13 protein-coding genes are annotated in these 20234 nt (G+C 50.7%); 10 read left to right on the top strand and 3 right to left on the bottom strand.

The genetic code is table 11. The annotated features are described in order from the left end of the window. Positions 1 to 5: 5 nt before the first annotated feature. Entirely contained in the window at positions 6 to 1388 is a 1383-nt protein-coding gene (locus HH215_RS01620; protein ID WP_169278310.1) for an extracellular solute-binding protein, read from the bottom strand. 327 nt (positions 1389 to 1715) lie between these two features. Here HH215_RS01620 and HH215_RS01625 point away from each other — a divergent pair, with 327 nt between their 5' ends. From HH215_RS01625 to HH215_RS01660, 8 genes are read left to right on the top strand one after another with little or no spacing between them, the layout of a single operon-like run. After that, positions 1716 to 2840, top strand: a complete 1125-nt coding sequence (locus tag HH215_RS01625) for an ABC transporter ATP-binding protein (RefSeq protein ID WP_169278311.1) — start codon at positions 1716 to 1718, stop codon at positions 2838 to 2840. A 5-nt stretch (positions 2841 to 2845) separates the two neighbouring features. Then, positions 2846 to 5824, top strand: a complete 2979-nt coding sequence (locus HH215_RS01630; protein ID WP_169278312.1) for an extracellular solute-binding protein — start codon at positions 2846 to 2848, stop codon at positions 5822 to 5824. Further along, on the top strand, positions 5821 to 6801 hold the full coding sequence (locus HH215_RS01635; protein ID WP_169278313.1) for a carbohydrate ABC transporter permease: 981 nt from the start codon (positions 5821 to 5823) through the stop codon (positions 6799 to 6801). Before HH215_RS01630 ends, HH215_RS01635 begins: the two co-directional genes overlap by 4 nt. After that, the gene (locus HH215_RS01640; protein WP_169278314.1) at positions 6802 to 7659 is read left to right on the top strand and encodes a carbohydrate ABC transporter permease; all 858 of its coding nucleotides are present in this window, start codon (positions 6802 to 6804) and stop codon (positions 7657 to 7659) included. Positions 7660 to 7686: 27 nt separating this feature from the next. Further along, entirely contained in the window at positions 7687 to 9735 is a 2049-nt protein-coding gene (locus tag HH215_RS01645; RefSeq protein WP_169278315.1) for a YIP1 family protein, read from the top strand. Further along, a complete protein-coding gene (locus tag HH215_RS01650; protein ID WP_169278316.1) occupies positions 9728 to 11959 on the top strand; it encodes a DUF5696 domain-containing protein in 2232 nt (743 codons plus the stop codon). Before HH215_RS01645 ends, HH215_RS01650 begins: the two co-directional genes overlap by 8 nt. Then, positions 11956 to 12852, top strand: a complete 897-nt coding sequence (locus HH215_RS01655; RefSeq protein WP_169278317.1) for a carbohydrate ABC transporter permease — start codon at positions 11956 to 11958, stop codon at positions 12850 to 12852. The genes HH215_RS01650 and HH215_RS01655 overlap by 4 nt, the downstream gene beginning before the upstream one ends. Continuing rightward, positions 12849 to 13832 carry a carbohydrate ABC transporter permease gene (locus tag HH215_RS01660; RefSeq protein WP_169278318.1) on the top strand — a complete coding sequence of 328 codons (984 nt, stop codon included), beginning with the start codon at positions 12849 to 12851 and terminating at the stop codon, positions 13830 to 13832. The genes HH215_RS01655 and HH215_RS01660 overlap by 4 nt, the downstream gene beginning before the upstream one ends. Before the next feature lie 655 nt (positions 13833 to 14487). Here the strand turns inward: HH215_RS01660 and HH215_RS01665 are convergent. After that, a complete protein-coding gene (locus HH215_RS01665; protein WP_169278319.1) occupies positions 14488 to 15867 on the bottom strand; it encodes an ABC transporter substrate-binding protein in 1380 nt (459 codons plus the stop codon). Between the two features lie 168 nt (positions 15868 to 16035). Between HH215_RS01665 and HH215_RS01670 the strand changes: the two genes are divergently transcribed. Next, positions 16036 to 16863, top strand: a complete 828-nt coding sequence (locus tag HH215_RS01670) for a helix-turn-helix transcriptional regulator (protein ID WP_169278320.1) — start codon at positions 16036 to 16038, stop codon at positions 16861 to 16863. An 85-nt stretch (positions 16864 to 16948) separates the two neighbouring features. Here HH215_RS01670 and HH215_RS01675 read toward each other — a convergent pair whose 3' ends face one another. Next, positions 16949 to 17722, bottom strand: a complete 774-nt coding sequence (locus HH215_RS01675) for an IclR family transcriptional regulator (protein WP_169278321.1) — start codon at positions 17720 to 17722, stop codon at positions 16949 to 16951. 393 nt (positions 17723 to 18115) lie between these two features. On the opposite strand from HH215_RS01675, the gene HH215_RS01680 reads away from it, so the two are divergent. Beyond that, a complete protein-coding gene (locus tag HH215_RS01680) occupies positions 18116 to 20227 on the top strand; it encodes a hypothetical protein (protein ID WP_169278322.1) in 2112 nt (703 codons plus the stop codon). Positions 20228 to 20234: the final 7 nt, after the last annotated feature.

A 20234-nucleotide genomic window follows, 5' to 3' on the forward strand; every position in this document is an offset into this window, starting at 1 on the left:
GCTGCTTACCAGCCAAGTGCTTTTCTAGTTTCTGCAGCTTTCAAATTATAGGCCTCTACCGCAGGTATGCGGGTGCTAAAATCGCCGCCTTTCGTAATCATCCCGGCGATAGGACCGTTAACGTTGTCTACTAAAGTAACAAGGTCGGCAACGCTAGGGTCGCGCGAGAAACAACACATTTCCGTGTTCATGCGGATGGCGTCTACGTTCTTGCCTTGCCACATCGGTACTTCGGCGTAGTAGTCGTACAAGGTCTTATCTTGAACCCAAGCTCCGCTTCCGTTCTCGATCATCGTCTTCTGAGCTTCGAGATCGAAGAGGAAACTGATATACAAGAATGCTTCTTCTTTGTGCTTGGAAGCCTTCGGAATTCCGATCGCTCCCGCTTGGTGGACGGTCGCTTGCTGGGCTTTGCCAACCGGCATCGGCAGCACATCCCATTCGAAGTCGGCGTTCTTGAGCGCTTCCAGGTTCCAGTCGGCACCGAGCGTGAATAGGGAGTTGCCTTGCATGAACACTTCGACGGAATCGCCTTGCATGCCCAGTTTCTCTCTCTCTATGTCGCTTGGTCGAACATGCCATTTGGTCGTGAGTTCTTGCGACCATTTCAAATCTTCCAACACAGCGGGCGTATTCACTAAGCTAGCGCTATTGTCTTCATTCATGTAACGATAATTCGGGGCGCTTCCATTGGCCATCGTCATGATGCTCGTGAATTCGTCGACCAATCCGCTGATGCCCCAATCGTTGGCGACCGGATCCGTTGCTTTCTTCGCCATCTCTAGCAGATCATCATAGGTCCAATCGTTGCCCGGCATTTCCATGCCGTATTTATGAAGCATTTCCTTATTCACGACGATCCACATCGGGATATCGGAGTAGGGAACGACCCATTGTTTGCCGCCGGTTTGGAACGCTTCAATGAATCCATCGGCCATCGAAGTCCCTTGAATCCGGACGTCCTTCTCGATATAAGGAGTTAAATCTTCAAGCAAGTCGCCCGATAACCATTGCGATAACCCGGCATCAAGAAAAACGAGGTCGGCTTTCTCTCCCGCGATGACATTGTTGACGACTGCTTTATCGATTTTCGTATTCGCTTCGATCGTAATCCAGGGATACATCTCATGAAACTTATCGAACAAAGCTTGATTGGGTCCGACGAACCAAGTCAGAACGGTTAAGGTTACCGGCTCGTGATCGCCTCCCGTCGTCGCGCTTGCGGATTCCGAAGCGGTTGCCGGCGATTTCGTAGGGCTTGGGCTCGTAGAGGATGACGCGGATTCCGAGGAGTTGCCGTTCGAACAAGCTGCCAACAAAGGCAGTAAAACGAGAATAGTCATCAAACTAAGTAAATAAAACCGCTTTCTTAATGGAACCGGATTCATTGGCCCACACACTCCCCCAATAGATAGATAAGGCATATAGACAGCGGGATAAAGCATCTTGCATGAAAGGGCTGTCATATTTGAATTGTAACACGACATGATTTCATGTCAAGGAATAAATTTCACGTATGAATTATATTGAATTCAATAAAATGGTGAAGAGAAGATTCCCGATGCGGGAAGGTTTTCTTCATTAATGGTACTAATCGCACAAATATCGATCTTAATCTATTGTATTTTATAGGTTTACGTGATTATGTTTATTTGTTATCATTATTTCATGTACTTGAAATCTTTTCACAAAAAACAATCGTGGGGGAGAAAGTTATGGGGAACGTCGCATTTAACCACGTGTACAAATATTACAAAGACGAGGCGGATCCGGCGGTTAAAGACTTTCATTTGGATATTGAGGATGGAGAGTTTCTCATTATGGTAGGGCCGTCCGGTTGCGGCAAATCGACGACGTTGCGCATGTTGGCGGGTCTTGAGGAAGTGTCCGAAGGCGATATCTACATAGACGGCAAACTCATGAACTACGTATCGCCCAAAAATCGCGATATCGCGATGGTATTCCAGAATTATGCGCTTTATCCGAATTTAACGGTTTTCGAGAACATGGCACTTGGGCTTCAATTGCATAAGGTGGCAAAGAGCGAAATCGAGCTGCGCGTGAATCGGACGGCTAAGATGCTGGAAATCTCCCATTTTCTGACGAAGAAACCGAATCAGCTTTCCGGGGGACAGAAGCAACGCGTGGCGCTGGGACGCGCATTGGTCAGGGAGCCTCAGGTATTCCTAATGGATGAACCGTTATCTAATCTGGATGCCAAGCTGCGCACCCAGACCCGAATGGAGATCAGCAAGCTTCATAAAGAGTTGCGAACGACGATGGTCTATGTAACCCATGACCAGACGGAAGCCATGACGATGGGGACGCGCATCGTCGTCATGAAGGACGGACGAATTCAGCAAGTTGCTCCTCCCCAGCAGTTATACGACGAGCCTCGCAATCTGTTCGTTGCCGGATTTATCGGAACGCCTCAAATGAACTTCCTTCATGGAATGATCGTGTCCGTGGACGACCGGTATTATTTTAGAAGCAAACGATTGGAAATGAGATTACCGGATAGTTATCTTCCGCTTATTCGCTCCGCTAATAACGCATTGCGTAATGTCGTGATGGGCATTCGACCGGAATACGTATCTTGCGAATCTTGGGCTCTCGAGCGTTATCCGGATTGGATCGTATCCGCGACCGTTCAAATGAGAGAACCGTTAGGATCGAATACGTTCCTCTATGCAAAGTTAGGGGAAGAAAATCTCATTTCGCGCGCGGAAGCGCATACACCGATAGAACCCGGAGATTCGGTCGCATTCGCTCTATGCATGGATAAAGCTCATTTCTTCGATCGAGACAGCGGATTATCGCTAGCGTGCCTAGGGGAGTGATGAAGGTGAGGCGTAAGAGAAACCGCTCCATAATCGCGATATGCGGTATCGTCTTGCTGGGCGTCGTACTCGCGTTGTTGTTAGGGGCGGGACCGAAAGAAGTTCAAGATTATCCCGTGATAGCGGAAGAAGACGTATTGTCCGGCATACGTTCCGAAGAAAGCGGTGCCCCGTCGTACGTGCAATGGATTCGAAGCGAAGAATATAAAGCTTACAAGCCGGCGGCCGGTAAGGAGATTACGGTCATGGCTTCCGACTATACGGAATCGGATTCGGAAGCGCGGGTGGAAAGCCGGGAGGATCAAGCGAGAGGGACGGAAGTCATCGTTTGGAACAATGCCAAAGGATGGATCGAATGGCAAGTCGAAGTTCCGGAAGACGGAATCTATGAGATGGTTATGGATTACGCGCCTCTGAAAGGAGGTTTCTCCTCGATCGTTCGAGGGGTGCAGATCGACGGCAAGTATCCGTTCGAAGAAGCGGAGCGGGTCAGCTTAGAGAGGTTATGGAAGGATAGCGCGTATCCGTATGAACGCAACGGGATAGGGAACGAGATTCGCCCGGTGCAAGATGAACTGCTGGATTGGCGCTCCGAGCGGGTGACGAATTATTCGCTTAGCTCGGAACCGCTTCGTTGGGCTTTGAAAGCCGGTTCCCATACGATTCGGCTTGTCGGTAAACGCGAGTCTTTAACCTTGCATTCCATTACGTTGGCTTCGCCGGAGCAGGTACCTGCTTACTCGGAATACTTGAGCGGACAATCTCCCGGGGGCAATGCCGAGGAGACGTGGTATGAAGTCTTCGAAGCGGAACGTTTCGTTAGCAAAACCGCCGTAAGCATTCAATTGCAAAGCGAAGCCGAGCCGGGAATCTCTCCCGATCCGAAGGGGAAAATCGTATATAATACGATCGGCGGAGCGAACTGGACGAAACCCGGAGAGCGGATCGGGTGGGAGATCTCCGTACCGGAGACCGGATATTACGCGATCGACGCGAAATATTATCAAGGCTTTAACGGCAGATCGAGCGCTTACCGTACCGTGCTGCTCGATGGCAAGGTTCCGTTCCGGGAAATGCAAAGCTATCGTTTCGCGCCTAATAAATCTTTTCGAATTCAGTCTTTGGCCGATGAGAAGGGAAGCCCGTATCTGTTCTACCTGACGGAGGGCAAACATCTGCTGGAGATGGCCGTAGACACCTCGGTCATCCGCCCGGTTACGCAATCGTTGCTGGATATCAACGATCGGCTGACGGCGATCGAACGGGATATCCGCGCGATTACCGGTAACTACGGGTACGACGGCGATCAGAATGTCGATAAAGCCCGCACCTGGGATCTTCGCAAATACGACCCCGAGCTCGAAACGAAACTGCAATCGATCGTCGACGAACTGCTTACGATATGCGACTACTTAAACGGGTTGAATCAGGCGGAAACCGATTCGGTCACGGCGTTGCGGGTCAATGCGGACCGCTTGGAGAAATTGCTGCGCCGCATGAACGATATTCCCAATCGGGTGACGCAATTCTCGACGGTAAGAACGAGCATCAATACTTGGATACAGACGATAGAGGCTCAGTCGATCGAACTGGATTATTTGGTCGTGAGAACTCCCGAAACCGTTACCGGATTAAAGTCCCCGAGCACCTGGAACAAGGTGAGCTACTCGACGGCCAATTTCTTCAGATCGTTCTTCCAGGAATACGATTCGATCGAGGCGGACGACGAGGATGCATTGACCGTATGGGTACAGCGCGGGAAAGACTACGTGGACTTGCTCGAATTGATGGTCCAGCAAGACTTTACTCCGAAGACCGGCATCAAGGTAAACATTAATCTGGTTCCGAATACGAACGTGCTGCTCTTGGGCAACGTTGCGGGAGATCAGCCCGACTTGGCGCTCGGAGTACCGCTCGAAACGCCGGTAGATTTCGCGATGCGCGGTTCCGCGGAGGACTTAAGCGCCTATCCCGGATTCCAGGATGTGTTTAAGCGCTTCAATCCGGGTCTCATGCGTTCTTACGAGTACGACGGTAAATTATACGGACTGCCCGAAACTCAAAACTACTATATGATGTTCTATCGCACGGATATTTTCGAGGAGTTGAAACTGGATCCGCCGGATACGTGGGACGATGTCATCGACATCTTGCCGACGTTGCAAGAAAACGGATTAACGTTTAATTTGCCGAAGAAAAATTTCCACATTCCTTTCTATCAGCATGGCGCCGAATTCTATCAATCGAACGGGATGCTGCCGAGCCTCACCTCGGAAGAGGGGATAGCGGCCTTCAAGCAATGGACGAATTGGTATAGCAAATACAATCTGCCGAAGGATATTCCGGCGTTTATCCATCATTTTCGGAACGGAGACATTCCGATCGGCGTTGCCGACTTCGACCTATACATTCAATTAACGGTCGGCGCGCCGGAGATCGAAGGGAAATGGAGAATGCTTCCGCTCCCGGGCATCAAGCAGCCGGATGGCTCGGTTGCGAGATGGTCGCATAACGAATCCATGGTCAGGCTGCAGGAGCCTTCGTCCATCATGATGCTGAACAAGAGCGATCGGAAGGACGAGGCGTGGCAATTCATTCAATGGTGGACTTCGGCGGATGTGCAAAGCAGGTATAGCAGCGATATCGAGTCGTTCGCGGGCATCGCCTATCGCTGGAATACGGCCAATCTAGAAGCGATGCAGACGATTCCATGGCCGGAAGAAGATCTGGCGGCGCTCAACGAGCAGGATCGTTGGGTCAAAAATATGCCGTACGTGCCGGGATACTATTATTTGGCGAGAGAGATCGAATTTGCTTGGAACAACGTGGTCGTCGGACGAATGCCGGCCAGGGAAGCGTTGGAGCAATCGGAGATGTCTCTATCGCGGGAAATGATGCGCAAGCAAGAGGAATTCGGGCTGACGCCCAAGGATGATCTTCATATCGCTCCATATGACAAACCTTATGAAAGGAGTACGCCGTGAAACCCGTGAGCCATACAGAAGTCGTTATCAGCCGGTCGTCTACTCCGAACAAAGGGTATGGAGCCAAGCTTAAGCGGTTCCTGCGAGAATGCTGGGCGGATCGCTTATCGTATTTGTTTCTGGCGCCTTTCTTGCTTAGCTTCGTTTGCTTCATTATCATTCCGGTCGTCGTCGCCGTTCTGCTCAGTCTGACCTCCTTCAACGGTTTCGCGTTCCCGCGCTTCATCGGGGTCAGCAATTTTATCTACATGTTCACCCAAGACGTCGTATTCATGAAATACACGATCCCGAATACGCTGAAGTTTGCACTTGTCGTAGGTCCGGGCGGATATATTCTTTCCTTTATATTCGCTTGGTTGATTCATCAGTTGCCGAGAAGCATCCGCGATTATTTCTCGCTTGCTTTGTATGCCCCGTCGATGGTTGCGGGCGTAGCGCTTACAATGGTCTGGACCGCGACTTTCAGCGGCGACAGCATTGGCTACTTGAATAATATTTTGCTGAGCTTGGGACTGATCGAGACTCCGCAATTGTGGCTGCAGGATCCGAAATATTTAATGACGATCATGATCGTCGTCACGATGTGGACCAGCATGGGCGTCGGGTTCCTGGCGATGCTCGGCGGATTGCAAACCGTGAACACCGAGCTCTATGAAGCCGGCCGAATCGACGGCATCAAGAACAGCTTGCAGGAAGTGTACTACATTACGATCCCGAGCATGAAACCGCAGATGTTATTCAGCGCGGTTATGGCGATCGTCGGCGCGATCAAAGCGGGCTCCATATCGAGCGCGCTAACTGGCATGACGATTACGCCGCAATATGCGGGTCATCTCATCAACAATCATATTTACGATTACGCTTTCCTCCGATACGAATGGGGTTATGCTTCGGCGTTATCCGTCGTTCTGCTCCTGGCGAGCTATGCGATCATGAAGCTAAGCTACTGGGTGTTCGGCACGAAGGAGGATGAATAGATGCTGCTATCCATACGCAGGAATTTCACCCTTTCTCGGGTATCGCTTATTCTGTTCCTTACCGTCATCGGAATTTTCATGTTCCTGCCCATTATTTTTCTCTTTAATAATGCCTTCAAGCCTCTGAACGAGCTGTTCCTGTTTCCGCCGAGAATCTTCGTGAAGAATCCGACGCTGTTCAATTTCGAGCAGCTGTTTCTTCATACTTCCGCCGGGGTCGTGCCGTTTACCCGTTATTTATTCAACAGCGCCGTCATTGCGCTTACGACGACTTTCGCGGTCATTATTGTCAGCACGATGGCCGGCTATGTGCTGTCCAAACATCGATTTCACTTCAAAGCGTTCATTATGGGCGCGATCCTGATCGCGTTGATGTTTACGCCGGAGACGGTCGCCATTCCCCGTTACTTGATCGTGAGCGGATTGGGTCTTAAGAATACGTATTTGGCGCACATTCTTCCTTTTCTTGCTTCGCCGGTCGCGGTGTTCCTGATGAAACAGTTCATCGATCAAATTCCCAATTCGCTCCTAGAGGCGGCGAAGCTGGACGGCGCAACGGACATGTATATTTTTATGCGGATCATCATTCCGTTAACTTCGCCCGCGGTCGCTACGGCGGCCATTATTACTTTCCAAACGGTGTACATGGACGTAGAAGGCTCTACGTTGTATATGACCAAAGAAACGATGAAGACGCTGGCTTACTACGTGGAAGCGATGACGTTGAATATTCCGGGGGTTGCGCAGCTCAGCATCGGCTCGTCCATCGGTCTGCTGATGTTCCTGCCCAACTTAATTATTTTCCTGCTGTTCCAACGAAAAATGATTCAAACGATGCTGCATTCGGGCGTGAAATGAACGACGGAGAAGAGAGGGGGGTTGCAGATGTTCAGTCGTTCCCTGAATGGCATCGTTATTAAAACGGTAGCCATCTTATGTTTGCTTGGCTTGCTCTTCCCGCAGTTCGCCTCGGCACAGCTTCCGTATTACACATGGTACAGAGACCTCAATTCCGGAATGATCGCCACGCAGCCGATCTACGTGCCGGATCGGGTCATCGATGGCAACGGAGCTGGAGGGGCGTTATCTTCGCCTAGCGATGTATTCATCGCGGACGATAACCACGTGTATATCGCGGATACGGGCAACAATCGAATCGTGGAACTGGATGCAAACGGGGAATTCGTTCGCGGCATAGGCCAAGAAGACGGACAAGGAAAGTTGAATCAACCGGAAGGCGTATTCGTGTCGGAGGACGGAATGATCTACGCGGCGAATACGGGCGGCCAAACGATCGTCCGCTATTCGAGCGACGGCCGCTTCGATCGCGAGTTTAAGAAGCCCGATTCGAAAGCGCTCACGGCGGATTATCACTTTCTTCCGACCAAGCTGGTCGTAGACCGCCGCGGCGTGATGTATATCGTCGTTAAAGATACGTTCCTTGGCTTGCTAAGAATGAACCCGGAAGGCGAATTTACGGGTTTCTTCGGAGCGAACAAGGCGAAGCTGAGCTGGATGGACCGGTTGAAACGGTCTCTGTTGAACGAAGTTCAAATGGCGCAGGAAATCTCGAAGCAGCCGAATCCGATACAGAACGTGTCGCTCGCCGATGACGGTTTCCTGTTGACGACCAGCTCGGGGGTGGCGAGCGATGGGCAGATCAAGAAACTGAATGCCGGGGGATTCGATGCCTTCCGTAATAAAGCGTTCTGGGAGCCGCATCTCGTGGACACGGCGATCGATAGCAACGGCTTCATGTATGGACTTAACCGCGATGATTTCGTCAACATTTCGGTTTACGATCCGACGGGCGAGGTGATGTTCTACTTCGGCTCGACCGAGAAGAGCGCTAGACAACTCGGCATTACCGATTATGGCATCAGTATCGACATTAACAGCAACAACGAACTATGGGTCGTAGACAATGCTTCCAATTTGATTCATATCTTTAAGCGAACGAACTTCGGAGATACGTACATGACGGCCGCCCATTTGTATTTCGAAGGCGATTACGACCGCAGCCGATCTTATTGGGAAGAAGTCATTCGTCAGAACGGCATGCTCAATATCGCCTATAACGGCTTGGGGAAAATTGCGCTGCATGATCGCGATTATCGGACGGCGCTGGATTACTTCAAGCAGTCGAATGATGCGGAAGGTTATTCCAATGCTTTCTGGTATATCCGGTACGAGTGGCTGAAACACAATTTCTTGCTGATGGTAGTAGTGTTGGTCGTGGGGATCTGGGGACTGATATTCGGAGCGAGACGGACGGCGGCGTTCGTTCGCAAGCGAACTTGGCCGGACAAAGTCCGGCAGTATGCGGGCGAATTGAGGGACGCCTTGTATTTGATCGTTCATCCTTACAACGGGTTTTATCGTTTGAAGGATCGAAACGTCTCGTATGCCGTGCTCATCTTCATTATCGTATCGGCGATCGGTGTCCATCTCTGGTCCGTTTTCGCCTCCGGATTTATCGCATATCCATTCGAACTCGGCGATTATAATATTCGCTTATCGCTAGCCTTTAAGGTGGTCCCTTGGGTGACCTGGGTCATCGCGAATTATCTGGTAAGCGCCGTTAAAGGCGGCGAAGGCAGATTCAGGGAAGTTCTGCAGGCGAGTACCTTTGCCATCGTTCCTTACATCGTCGTTATGATTCCGGCAACGATTCTGACTAACTTCGTCGTGCAAGAGGAATGGATCATCATAGATCTGGCTCATCGGATCATGTGGATCTGGATTATCGTTCTGTTCTTCGTGATGACGCAGGTCATCCATAATTTCGATTTCACCGAAGCAATTAAGAATGCGGTTATTACGTTGTTAACGATCGGGGTTATATGGGTGTTCGTTATGATTATCGGCGGTTTGGCCTATAACTTCTATGATTTCGTCAAGCAGATCTACCGGGAGGTGATCTTCCGTGCTTAGAACCTTATGGCCGACAAGCCGCAAATCCCGGCTGACTCTGTTGATCGCGATCGTTATTGTCATTGCGGCAGCGGCTGTCATCTATAGCAGGAGAGATACGCTTCCTTCTTTGCAAAAAATGGGGATAAGTCCGCCGATCGCGCAGCTCGCATCCGTCATGGAAGGGGCGGCATGGCAAGCGGGCACCGTTAACGAGGAAGGCTTCGCGCAGGTGGCGGACAATGGGGATTTCGCTTTATGGCTTGAACCGAAGACGAGCCAGATTGCCGTAATGGATAAGCAAAGCGGGTATCAATGGCGGAGCAATCCGTCGAAAGAGCAGTTGGCCAACGAAACCGTTAAGGGAGCATTGCTGGAAAACTTGCAGTCGCCGTTCGTCGTTGAGGTGGTCGCAGCCGGTCAGACTAGGCGCACTTCGTTGAACTCATTGACCAAGGGACTCTCCGTATCCTATACGTTAATGGATGATCTCGGCGTTCAAGCGACTTATACGTACGGGAAAGAGCAGATTTCCTTCGTCATCCAATACAAGCTTACCAGTCGCGGGATGGAAGCGACCATTCCGAGCAACGGCATTCAGGAATCGGGCGATCGGTTGATCTACTCGATCCATCTTCTGCCCTTTTTCGGAGCGGTATCCGCTAAGAGCGACACGGGTTATCTGTTCGTGCCGGATGGGCCGGGCGGGTTGATCTATTATGATCGAGTCAGGCCGGCAATCGGCAGCAGCTATGAGTTTCCCGTCTATGGAGACGATCCCGCGCAGATTAATTTCGAAGAGGAGAACGAGGTCCGGCGCGAACAAATCGCCTTTCCTTTATATGGTTTGAAGCGCGGCGACCATGCTTTCGCTGCGATCGTGAAGGAAGGTCCGTATACGGCCAAGATTAAAGCCGCTACGCCGGGTAATGCCTCGAAGTATCATTCGGTAAGCGTTAGCTTTAATTATCGCGAGGAATACGGTCGCAAAGTGAGCGGAATAACGAAAGAAACGGTGAAAGCGATCCGGGTGGAACGAAGCCGGGAGGATCGTCGCGTGGAATTCCGCCTGTTATCCGGAGAAGAGGCGGATTACGTCGGTATGGCGAACGCATACCGCGATTATTTGGAAGAAAGCGGACAACTCGGCGGCCAGTTGCCTACTACGGATCATATTCCGTTAATGCTCTCTATTGTCGGCGGAGGAACGAAACCGCAATTCGGCAGCAACGGGTACGAAGCGGCCACAACGTTTAACGAGGCCGAGCAGATCGTCGACGGTTTGCGGGAAGCCGGCGTAGCGAACATGAACGTGATCTATCAAGGCTGGCAGAACAGCGGCCACGCGTATACGGACGAGCGATTCCCGATCGTATCCAAGATCGGCGGCATCCAAGGCGCCAAGCAATTCGTCCGAAATATGCACGAGAAGGGGATCAAGGTTCTGTTCGACGATTACATGGCATGGAAGGAAGAGGATTACAGTTCCTTCTATAAGAAGTCGGACGGGATACGCAGTATCGATTCGACGGTTATGTCGGGAGAGGGAGACAGCTTCATCGTGAATCCGGTGAAAGCGGTTCGCCAGCAGAAGCAAGTCGTCGACGTCCTGAAGGAAATCGGAATCGACGGCATCCATTACGTCGACGGACCGGGGAGCATCACCTTCAGCGATTATCGTTCGAATAATCCGCTCACGCGAAGCGATACGGTGTATTACTATCAGGAATTGCTGGACTACGTTCGCGAACAATTAAACGTAGTAAGTGTCGCGAGGGGAGAGCAGTATGCGTTGAAGCATGTCGATTATATCGATGGGCTGCCGTACTCCTCGAGCCGCGATCTTATGATCGATGAGACAGTCCCCGTCTATCCGATCGCCGTTCACGGTACGGTCGCTTATACGACGGTAGCCGGCAATACGCGCGATATTTACGAGGATGAATTACTTAAAGCGATCGAGTATGGCGCCGTTCCTTCTTTTAAGCTCACTTATGCCGAGAGCAGGGTGTTGAAGAGGACGGATTTCCAAAACGTATACAGCAGTCAATACGCCATCTGGAAAGACCGTATCGTCGAGGACTACGAGAAGTTCGATCAGTTGGCCGCGGTATATCATCTTAAGATCGTGGATCACGAGAAGTTGGCGGACGGAATCTATGCGACGACTTACGAGAACGGCACGAGAGTTACCGTAGACTATAAGACGAAGCAATTCAGCGTCGAGGGAGGGAAAGCAGGATGAATGGGAAAACCTCGCGACGCAAAATGATCCTGCAGTTCCGCTGGAAGGAATACGGAATCGGTTATTTGTTCATGCTGCCGTGGATAATCGGATTTATCGCGTTCGTGGCGTTTCCGGTCGGCTGGTCGCTATGGAACAGCTTTAACCAAGTATTCATTACGAGCGAAGGTTTCAAATATACGTGGGTAGGGTTGGACAATTTTCGCCGGATGCTCATCGAGAACAATACTTATCCGATCATTTTGCTCACTTATTTGCAGGAAGTGCTGTTGATTATCCCGCTTATTCTCATTTTTTCCTTCTTCGTGTCCTTGCTATTGAACGAGAAGTTTCCCGGACGAGGATGGATGCGCGCGCTCTTCTTCCTTCCCGTTATTTTCGCCACCGGGCAAGTCATCATGGAACTGTTCGAGCAAGGCGCGGGCGGGTTGCCATTCATGGACCAGTACAATCTGGATGTCATTATTCGTCAATATTTCAGCGAAAACACGTCTAACATGCTTCTTGGGATTCTCAGCAAAGCCGTAATCATCCTATGGTACTCCGGCGTACAAATCTTGATTTTCATCGCCGGGTTCCAAACGATCCCGAAAACGGTGTACGAAGCGGTTAAAGTAGACGGCGCCTCGCCTTGGGAAAGCTTCTGGAAGATTACTTTTCCGGGGATGCTGCCTTTCATCGGACTGAACGCGATTTATACGATCGTCGACTTGTTTACGTTTCCTTATAATCCGGTTTTGGAAATCGTCAGGAACAATATGTTCTCGCCGACAACGGGTTACGGATACGCCAGCGCAATGGCTTGGTTGTATTTCGTTATCATCTTGCTGCTGCTTGGAATTACTTTAGGGCTGACTTATCGGGCGACAAGAGGAAGGAGCGAGGGACGATGAAACTGGAAAAGGCGTATAAGCAAGTAAAGCTGGATATTACGGAGACGCTTGCGCATCGGAAGACGCAGAAGCTGAAGAGGCTGGTATTCGGGCAAAACGTGAAAGACGGGTTAATCGCCAAACTGGTCATTCTTGCGCTGTTGACCGTAATTGCCTTCTTGTACGTGAAACCGATTCTGTACATGATATCCACCAGCTTGAAAAGCGTAGCCGATATGATCGATCCGGTTGTCGGCTTGATTCCGCGGGAATTGAACTTTAACAATTACAAGGATGCATGGAAAGGGCTCAATTATCCCGAAGGTTTCGTGGATACGATGACGATTGCTTTGTTCGGTTCCATCCTGCAGGTGTTCACCTGCGCTCTGACGGGTTATGCGCTGGCAAGGCTGAAATTTCCGGGGAAAAACTTGTTTTTCTTCCTGATCCTCCTTGCCTTCCTCATTCCGCCGCAGCTGACGATCGTTCCGCTCTATATGATCTATAGCGAGCTCGGATGGATTAACACGCCTTTTGTTTTTCTGGTTCCCGCTCTATTCGGGCAAGGCTTGCGGGGCGCTCTGTTCATTGTTATTTTCCGGCAATTTTTCCTTTCGCAGCCGAAGGCGTTAGAGGAGGCGGCGAAGATCGACGGGGCTTCCGTCTTCCGCTTGTTTTTCCGGATCATGATGCCGCTGGCCGGCGGAGCATGTTTAGTCGTGTTCTTGTTCTCGTTTGTCTGGTATTGGAACATGAGCTACGAGGCGGCGTTGTTCCTTAGCAAAGATTTCACTCCCCTCTCCTTGCGGTTAAGCTCGATGCAGATGGAGCTGCTCGGCAACAAGGCGATTAACTTCAGCGCGGGGATGGGGCAGGATCCGGTCACGGAAGGGCCCAAGATGGCGGGCGCGTTCCTCATCATCTTTCCCCCGCTCCTGATTTACTTGATCGCCCAGCGTTGGTTTACGGAAGGCATTGAACGGACTGGGCTGGTCGAGTAAGGCGGCTTGGGGCGAAACCAACGATATTGCGTGCAAGAAACCAACTTATGCCCTCTTATTGTTGGATAAACCGACTAAGGAGGGCATCAAACCAACCAACGCCCTCTTATAGTCGAAAAAACCGACTATGGAGGGCATCAAACCAACCAACGCCCTCTTATAGTCGGAAAAACCGACTATAGAGGGTATCAAACCAACAACCGCCCTCTCATAGTCGGAAAAACCGACTAAGGAGGACATCAAACCAACCAACGCCCTCTTATAGTCGGAAAAACCGACTATAGAGGGCATCAAACCAACCAACGCCCTCTTATAGTCGGAAAAACGTTACTACTCAGGTCACTCTTATTGCCTTTCTTAGTCCGATACTCTTAGTTGCCAAGGTCGAATGCACCTCTGTGGACGGAAGTATGGCGAGTGCGCCGAAAGTAGGCAAAAATGTGCCTTGAATTACTCCCTAAAAGCTAAGCTGTTACGGAAAAACCGACTTTAGAGGGCGTTAAACCAACCACCGCCACCGCCACACCACAAGCTATACCGAAGAGAAAGAAGGAGCTATCCCTGAGTGTTCGGGATAGCTCCATTATCGCACCTCTTGCGAGCTTGCCAGCTGTCTACCTACCATCAGCCAACTTTCACTAGCAAGCTAACATACTTACTTTTTGCTCGCTAATTCCATCTCTACCGCTTTGTTGAGTTCAACTTCCGCCGACTTCAGGGCGCTAGCGGAATCCAGTTCTCCGCGAAGGACCTTCTCGAATTCAACGGTTAGAATCGATGCATAGTTCAATGTAAGCGTCGGATGAATCGCCGGCGTGGGAGCGAACTTATTGAAATAGACGGCCGAAGTGTTCTTGCCTTGAAGCAACGGAACATCCGCGCCGAACGCTTTGCGAACTTCTTCGTTAAGAAGGTGCGTAGGCCGTCCTTCTTTGGCTGCCGCTAGTTGCGCTTCATCGGATAGCAGTTCGCCTACGGTTTGCAATGCGGCTTCTTTGTTAGCCGCCGTATCCGTAATGTAGATCATCGTCGGGAAAGATTGATAACCGACGCCGTTGTTGTCGCTGAAGGTCGGCGCGGCGACCATATCCCAATTGAGCTGATCGAAGCCGGGCCGCTTGTAGCTGGTCGAGAGCGAGAGGACCATGGCGATATTTTTCTGCTCGTAGAATTTGCTAAGCTCGAGACCGGAGTCCGCCTCGTAACCTTCCATGTTGCCTTTAATCTTATAGAAGCGGGAAAGGTTGTCGAAGATTTTTTTCCAACTATCGTTATTCACGACCGCTTTGCCGGATTCGGCATCGATTATCGGAAGGGAGAGCTCGTTGTTCAGCAGGGCGAAACGATAGAACATGCTAATACCGCGATACTTCACGCCTTCCTTCGTTCCGGTGACTTTCTTGGCTAGGTCGTAAAGCTGATCCCAGGTCATGCCGTCCGTCGGGTAAGGAGCTCCGAATTTATCGAAAATGTCTTTGTTGTAGAACAACACCATCGGGTTGGAGCTTTCCGGCAGCCCGTAGAGTTTACCGCCGGAGTAATTCTTGGCTGATTCGATGGAAACGGGATCGAACCGGTTCAAGTCGACGATTCCGGAGTCGACCAGGCTAGTCAGGTCCGTCTGCAGATTATCGGCCAGAAGCACCCGCAAATCGCCTTCGGCGGCTCCATAAACAATATCCGGCGTAATTCCTTTTTGCGCTTTCAAATCCGGCATGTTAAGGATGCAGGCGCAATTGTAGGACAGATTGAAATTCGGATATTTCGCCGTAACCCATTTGTTGATCTGCGGTTCGAATGCTTCTTCCGGGATGGAGCCGAATACGCTTAACTCGATCTTAGCGGGTTCGGGTTCAGGCGTCGGAGTTGGAGCGGGCGTCGGTTCCGGAGTCGGCGACGCAGAAGGAGAAGCGCTTTCAGAAGCAGGCGGACTGGAGGATGAAGCAGCGTCATTGTTGCCGCATGCCGAGAGCACCACCGTGAGAAGCATCAAACTGGCGAGTAGTAAGGCGAATATCCGAGATTTGTTGATCATTCATGTAACCCCCTAAGATTCTGATAAAAAAGGCGTAGAGATGATGAATAGCCGTTTATTCAATTTTGCAGAAAAATGCGGGCAGGGTATATGGAATATTAATTGATTGTTATGGATAAAAAGTTAAAAAATGATTTTATATTTGTAAAATCGGTGGGGGAGATGCCCATGTACGCCTTTTTTGACCGTTTCTATCCGCATATTCTGGATGTCATTCACGGAAAACTGGATCATTGGGAGACGCAAGGTACCCAGTTGTACAAGAAATCGACCGGCAAGCTATGCTTGTTCTACGTTTATGAGGGTTTAGGCGTCATGGAGCTCGATGGACACTCTTACCCGCTGGCGGAAGGGAGTATCGCGCAAATTCCCGTTAAACGCAAATTGATTATCCGTAACTCCCCTCCGGGACCTCTTCGGTATTTTATGATCGAATACGACTATAAACTGATTAAGTGGCAAGACGAGCCGACCGGGTTCGAGGAATCGCCGGAGAAGCGTTTGCCGTTCGATCTAGTCGTGCCCATGATGGATCATAGGGGGTTGCGATCGGATATGCAGCTCCTCTATCGCGTTTGGTCGGAGAGGCAGGAAGGTTACTCCGGTCAAGCCAAGCTGTTATTCTATCAATTAATCCTTCGCATCGGCGAACAGTTGGTTGAGCGTCAGAAGGACGATTCTGCCGAACGGTCGATCATGGATTGCGTGAATTATATTAATAACCACTATCACGAGTCGTTGGAGCGGGAACAGTTGGCTCGCAAAGTGTCGCTATCCAGAAGTTATTTCTCGGTGTTGTTCAAAAAGTACGTGGGGTGCTCTCCGGTCGAATATATTACGAGGGTTAGGCTGGACAAGGCGATGCAACTGTTAAGGGGAAGCAACAAATCGGTATCGGTCGTTGCGCTGGAGGTAGGCTTTCACGATCCGTTGTACTTCAGCCGCGTTTTTACCCGCGAGATCGGCGTGACCCCGAGAGACTACCGGGAGGCGTGATTAAGCGTCGCAGAAAATGATAAGCAGATAAAAAGGCCGACCAGATTCTGAGGGATCTAGTCGGCCTTCCTGTCGTATGCGAATACTAGTGTTGTTGTCCGTAAACTTTGGTGCTGAGCTCTTCGCATGAACGCTTGATCCAATCGTGCACTCTGCCCCATACTTCGCCGGTTATCCGGACTACCGGAATAGAGATGCTGACGGACGCGACGGTGCGGCCATCCGCATCGTGAATGGCTCCGCCTACGCAGTGCACGCCATCGACGGTTTCGCCCATGTTGTAGCCGAATCCTTGCGTGCGTACTTTGTTCAGCTCCTTGAGCAGATCCGAGAAGGTGGAAATCGTCTTGTCGGTTACCTTCTCCAGTTCATCGTTCGGATAGAGCGCCCGGAGCTCCTCCATGGACAGATCGGCCAACATGATTTTGCCGGAAGCCGTTGCGTGCAGCGGTAAAGTGGATCCGACGTTAGGGTTAAAGCGAAGCGCATGGGTGCTGACCTTCTCCCCGATATAGAGCAGATCGCTTCCTGCCTTAATAGCCAGGCTAGTCGTCTCGTTCAGGTCGTCGATAATCTTCTCGGCGATCATATTAAATTCCCCGGTCAAGCTAGAGCTGCGCATGTAACCGGAACGGATCGTGAAGAGCTTGTAGCCGATGCGGAATTGCTTGCCGGAACGGTCGGTTTCCAAGTATCCCCGGTTCAACATGTTTTGCAGAATTAAATAAGTACTGCTGGGAGGCATGTTCAATCCTTTGGAAATTTCGGTGAGGTTGTAGGATTCCTTGTCACCGGTAAACAGTTCGAATATATCCAATACGCGATCCGCTGACTTGACCTTTGGCGTTTGTTGTCCCATTCAGATAACACCCTTCGAGAAAAAGATTCATAAATATGAAACACACAACCATATTACCGTACTCCGCGCGACTTGTCGATAGGGAGATAGGGTGCTTTAACCTGTCGACTGAGGCCGATAATTTTATCGTTTTCGAGAGCCGGAAACTTTATTTTCGTAAATTTATTTTATATACATGAAATAAATAATTTACATATATAAACATTATGCTATAATGTGAAACGTAATAACAAAATTTACTAGAAATTCGCCTGATGTCGCCGACAGCGGAAAGGGGGAAATTCGCGAAAAATGTTCAAAGTCATGTATGCGGTTACATTTTAGTCTGGTCGTACGTCCGTTTTCCGTTGAACTCGAGGTGAACTTATTTATCGATGAGGAGTGATTACGATTATGCGCAAACGTTATTGGTCGGCAATCATCATGGCTTGTATGATTGTGGCAATGTCGTCTACCGCGCTGGCGAATTCGGGCACAGGCGCTTCAACGAGCGGGACATGGTCATTGTCGGAATTGACAGCTCTGAATGGACAACTCGATACGGCAGTTCAAGCGACGAACAGGCAGCAACTGAAGACATATTTGGCAAACGTTCGCGATGATGCCGCTACGGTGATCTCCTCCGCTACCGTATCGCAAGAAGTAGGGTTAAAGACGAAGGAACATTTGGTGTACGCCCTTAAATTAGCCAAGGATGCCGAATCCGTTCCCGGGTTATGGACGAATACGCCGTTTATCGTGTATGGCGCACCCGCGCTGAGTCCCGAGAAGCGTCTTCCGAATACGCTTCCGACCGATGGGGCGATCAGCGATCAGATCCGCGTCGTATCGGCGCAAGGGGAGTACGAAGCTTCGTCATTCGTCATGGCTCCGCTTACCGACTCGAACTCGGTCACTTTCGCGGTATACGATCTTCAAGGCTCTGCAGGCACGATCCCTTCCGATGCCGTCGACCTGCGCGTCGTGAACACGTGGTATCAAGGCGGGACGGCATGGCAAAGTTATTTTTTCGATGATTCCAAAGACGTGCTGATTCCGGAACTGCTGCTTCACGACGAGAATCTCGTTCGCACGAATCATCAGACGAAACGCAATTCCGTACGGGTCAATAAGCCCTCAGGGCCGCAATACGTAGACGTGTCGGGTAGTCCCCCAGCCGCTTTCTCGTCTTATACTTCACAATTCGAGGACAGCCCGGTCATGCTGCCGATCGAACTGAAAGCGGGCGAGTCGAAGCAAATGTGGATTACGACCAAAGTTCCGAGCGGAACGCCGGAAGGCGTCTACACCGGAGCGATCGCGATCATGGCGGATGGAGTGCCCGCCGGGCAGCTGACGCTCAAAATCCGCGTGCTTCCGTTCGAGTTGCCGTCTCCGAAAACGTATTACGACCTGGACAAAGACTTTTATACGATGCTGTACCACAATGTTAGATTAAAAGACGCCTTGGACAGCAACGGAAACAACGTAGCTCTTGCGGAAACGAGACTATTAAATTCCTATCGGAACCTAGTCGAGCATAACGTCGTGAATTTGCCTACGAACGCCAGCGTTAACCTGAACAATCCAAGCGTATTTCTCCGTCAGCTGGAGTTGATGCAAGAGGCGGGGATGGACTTGAATCCGCTCTTCGGCGCCGGGCCTCTGTTCCCGTCCAACGAGGACTATTCGAAATTCACGCTGTATTTGCAAGCCAAAAACGCATACGAGGCGAATCCGACTCCGGCCAATCAAGCGATCATGGATCAACGGTACGCCGTCTACCAGCAAACTTTGATCCCGGCTAAGAATTACGTTCAGCAAGCCTTTAATCTTGTTTCGCAAGCGTTAGGACACACCAACATTTATTTCGACGCATGGGACGAAGCGGAATGGAACCGGCTGCTCTGGCAACAGGAAATGTGGAAGTTCGTCAAGGACGATGTCGGCGCCAAAGTGTTCGCGACAGGCCACGAAACCCACTTCAATCTGGAGACGACGGAAGATTTCCTCAATTGGTTCGGGGATCCGACGCGCGAGAAAGCCGATGCATGGCATGCGCTTGGAGATGACAAGATCATTACCAACTACGCGCACCCCCATTCGGGACCCGAGAATCCGGATCTGATGCGTCAACGGCACGGCATGTGGTTGTATAAGGCAAACTATGACGCGGTTTACAATTACATTTGGTACTTTGAAAGTCCGCAAGTTAGCGCCTGGTCCGATTACGTTGACGCGACGTACCGTTCTTTCGGTTTCGTGTATCCGACGCAGACGGACGTCATAGACACTCTGGCATGGGAAGGCTTCCGCGAAGGCTTAGACGATATTCGTTACGCGACGAAGTTGAAGCAGTTAGCCGCGGATGCTCAAGCATCGGGAGACGCAGGGCGAATCGCGATCGCGAACAGAGCGTTGAATTGGTTGGAAACGATGGACGAGCGCGCCGTGAAGTCGGATTTGATTCGTTTGGAGATGGTTTCGCACATCATGAAGCTGATAGATTCCGAGAGCGGGAATTAAGGAGGGA

Source organism: Cohnella herbarum (assembly GCF_012849095.1).
Lineage (GTDB): Bacteria > Bacillota > Bacilli > Paenibacillales > Paenibacillaceae > Cohnella > Cohnella herbarum.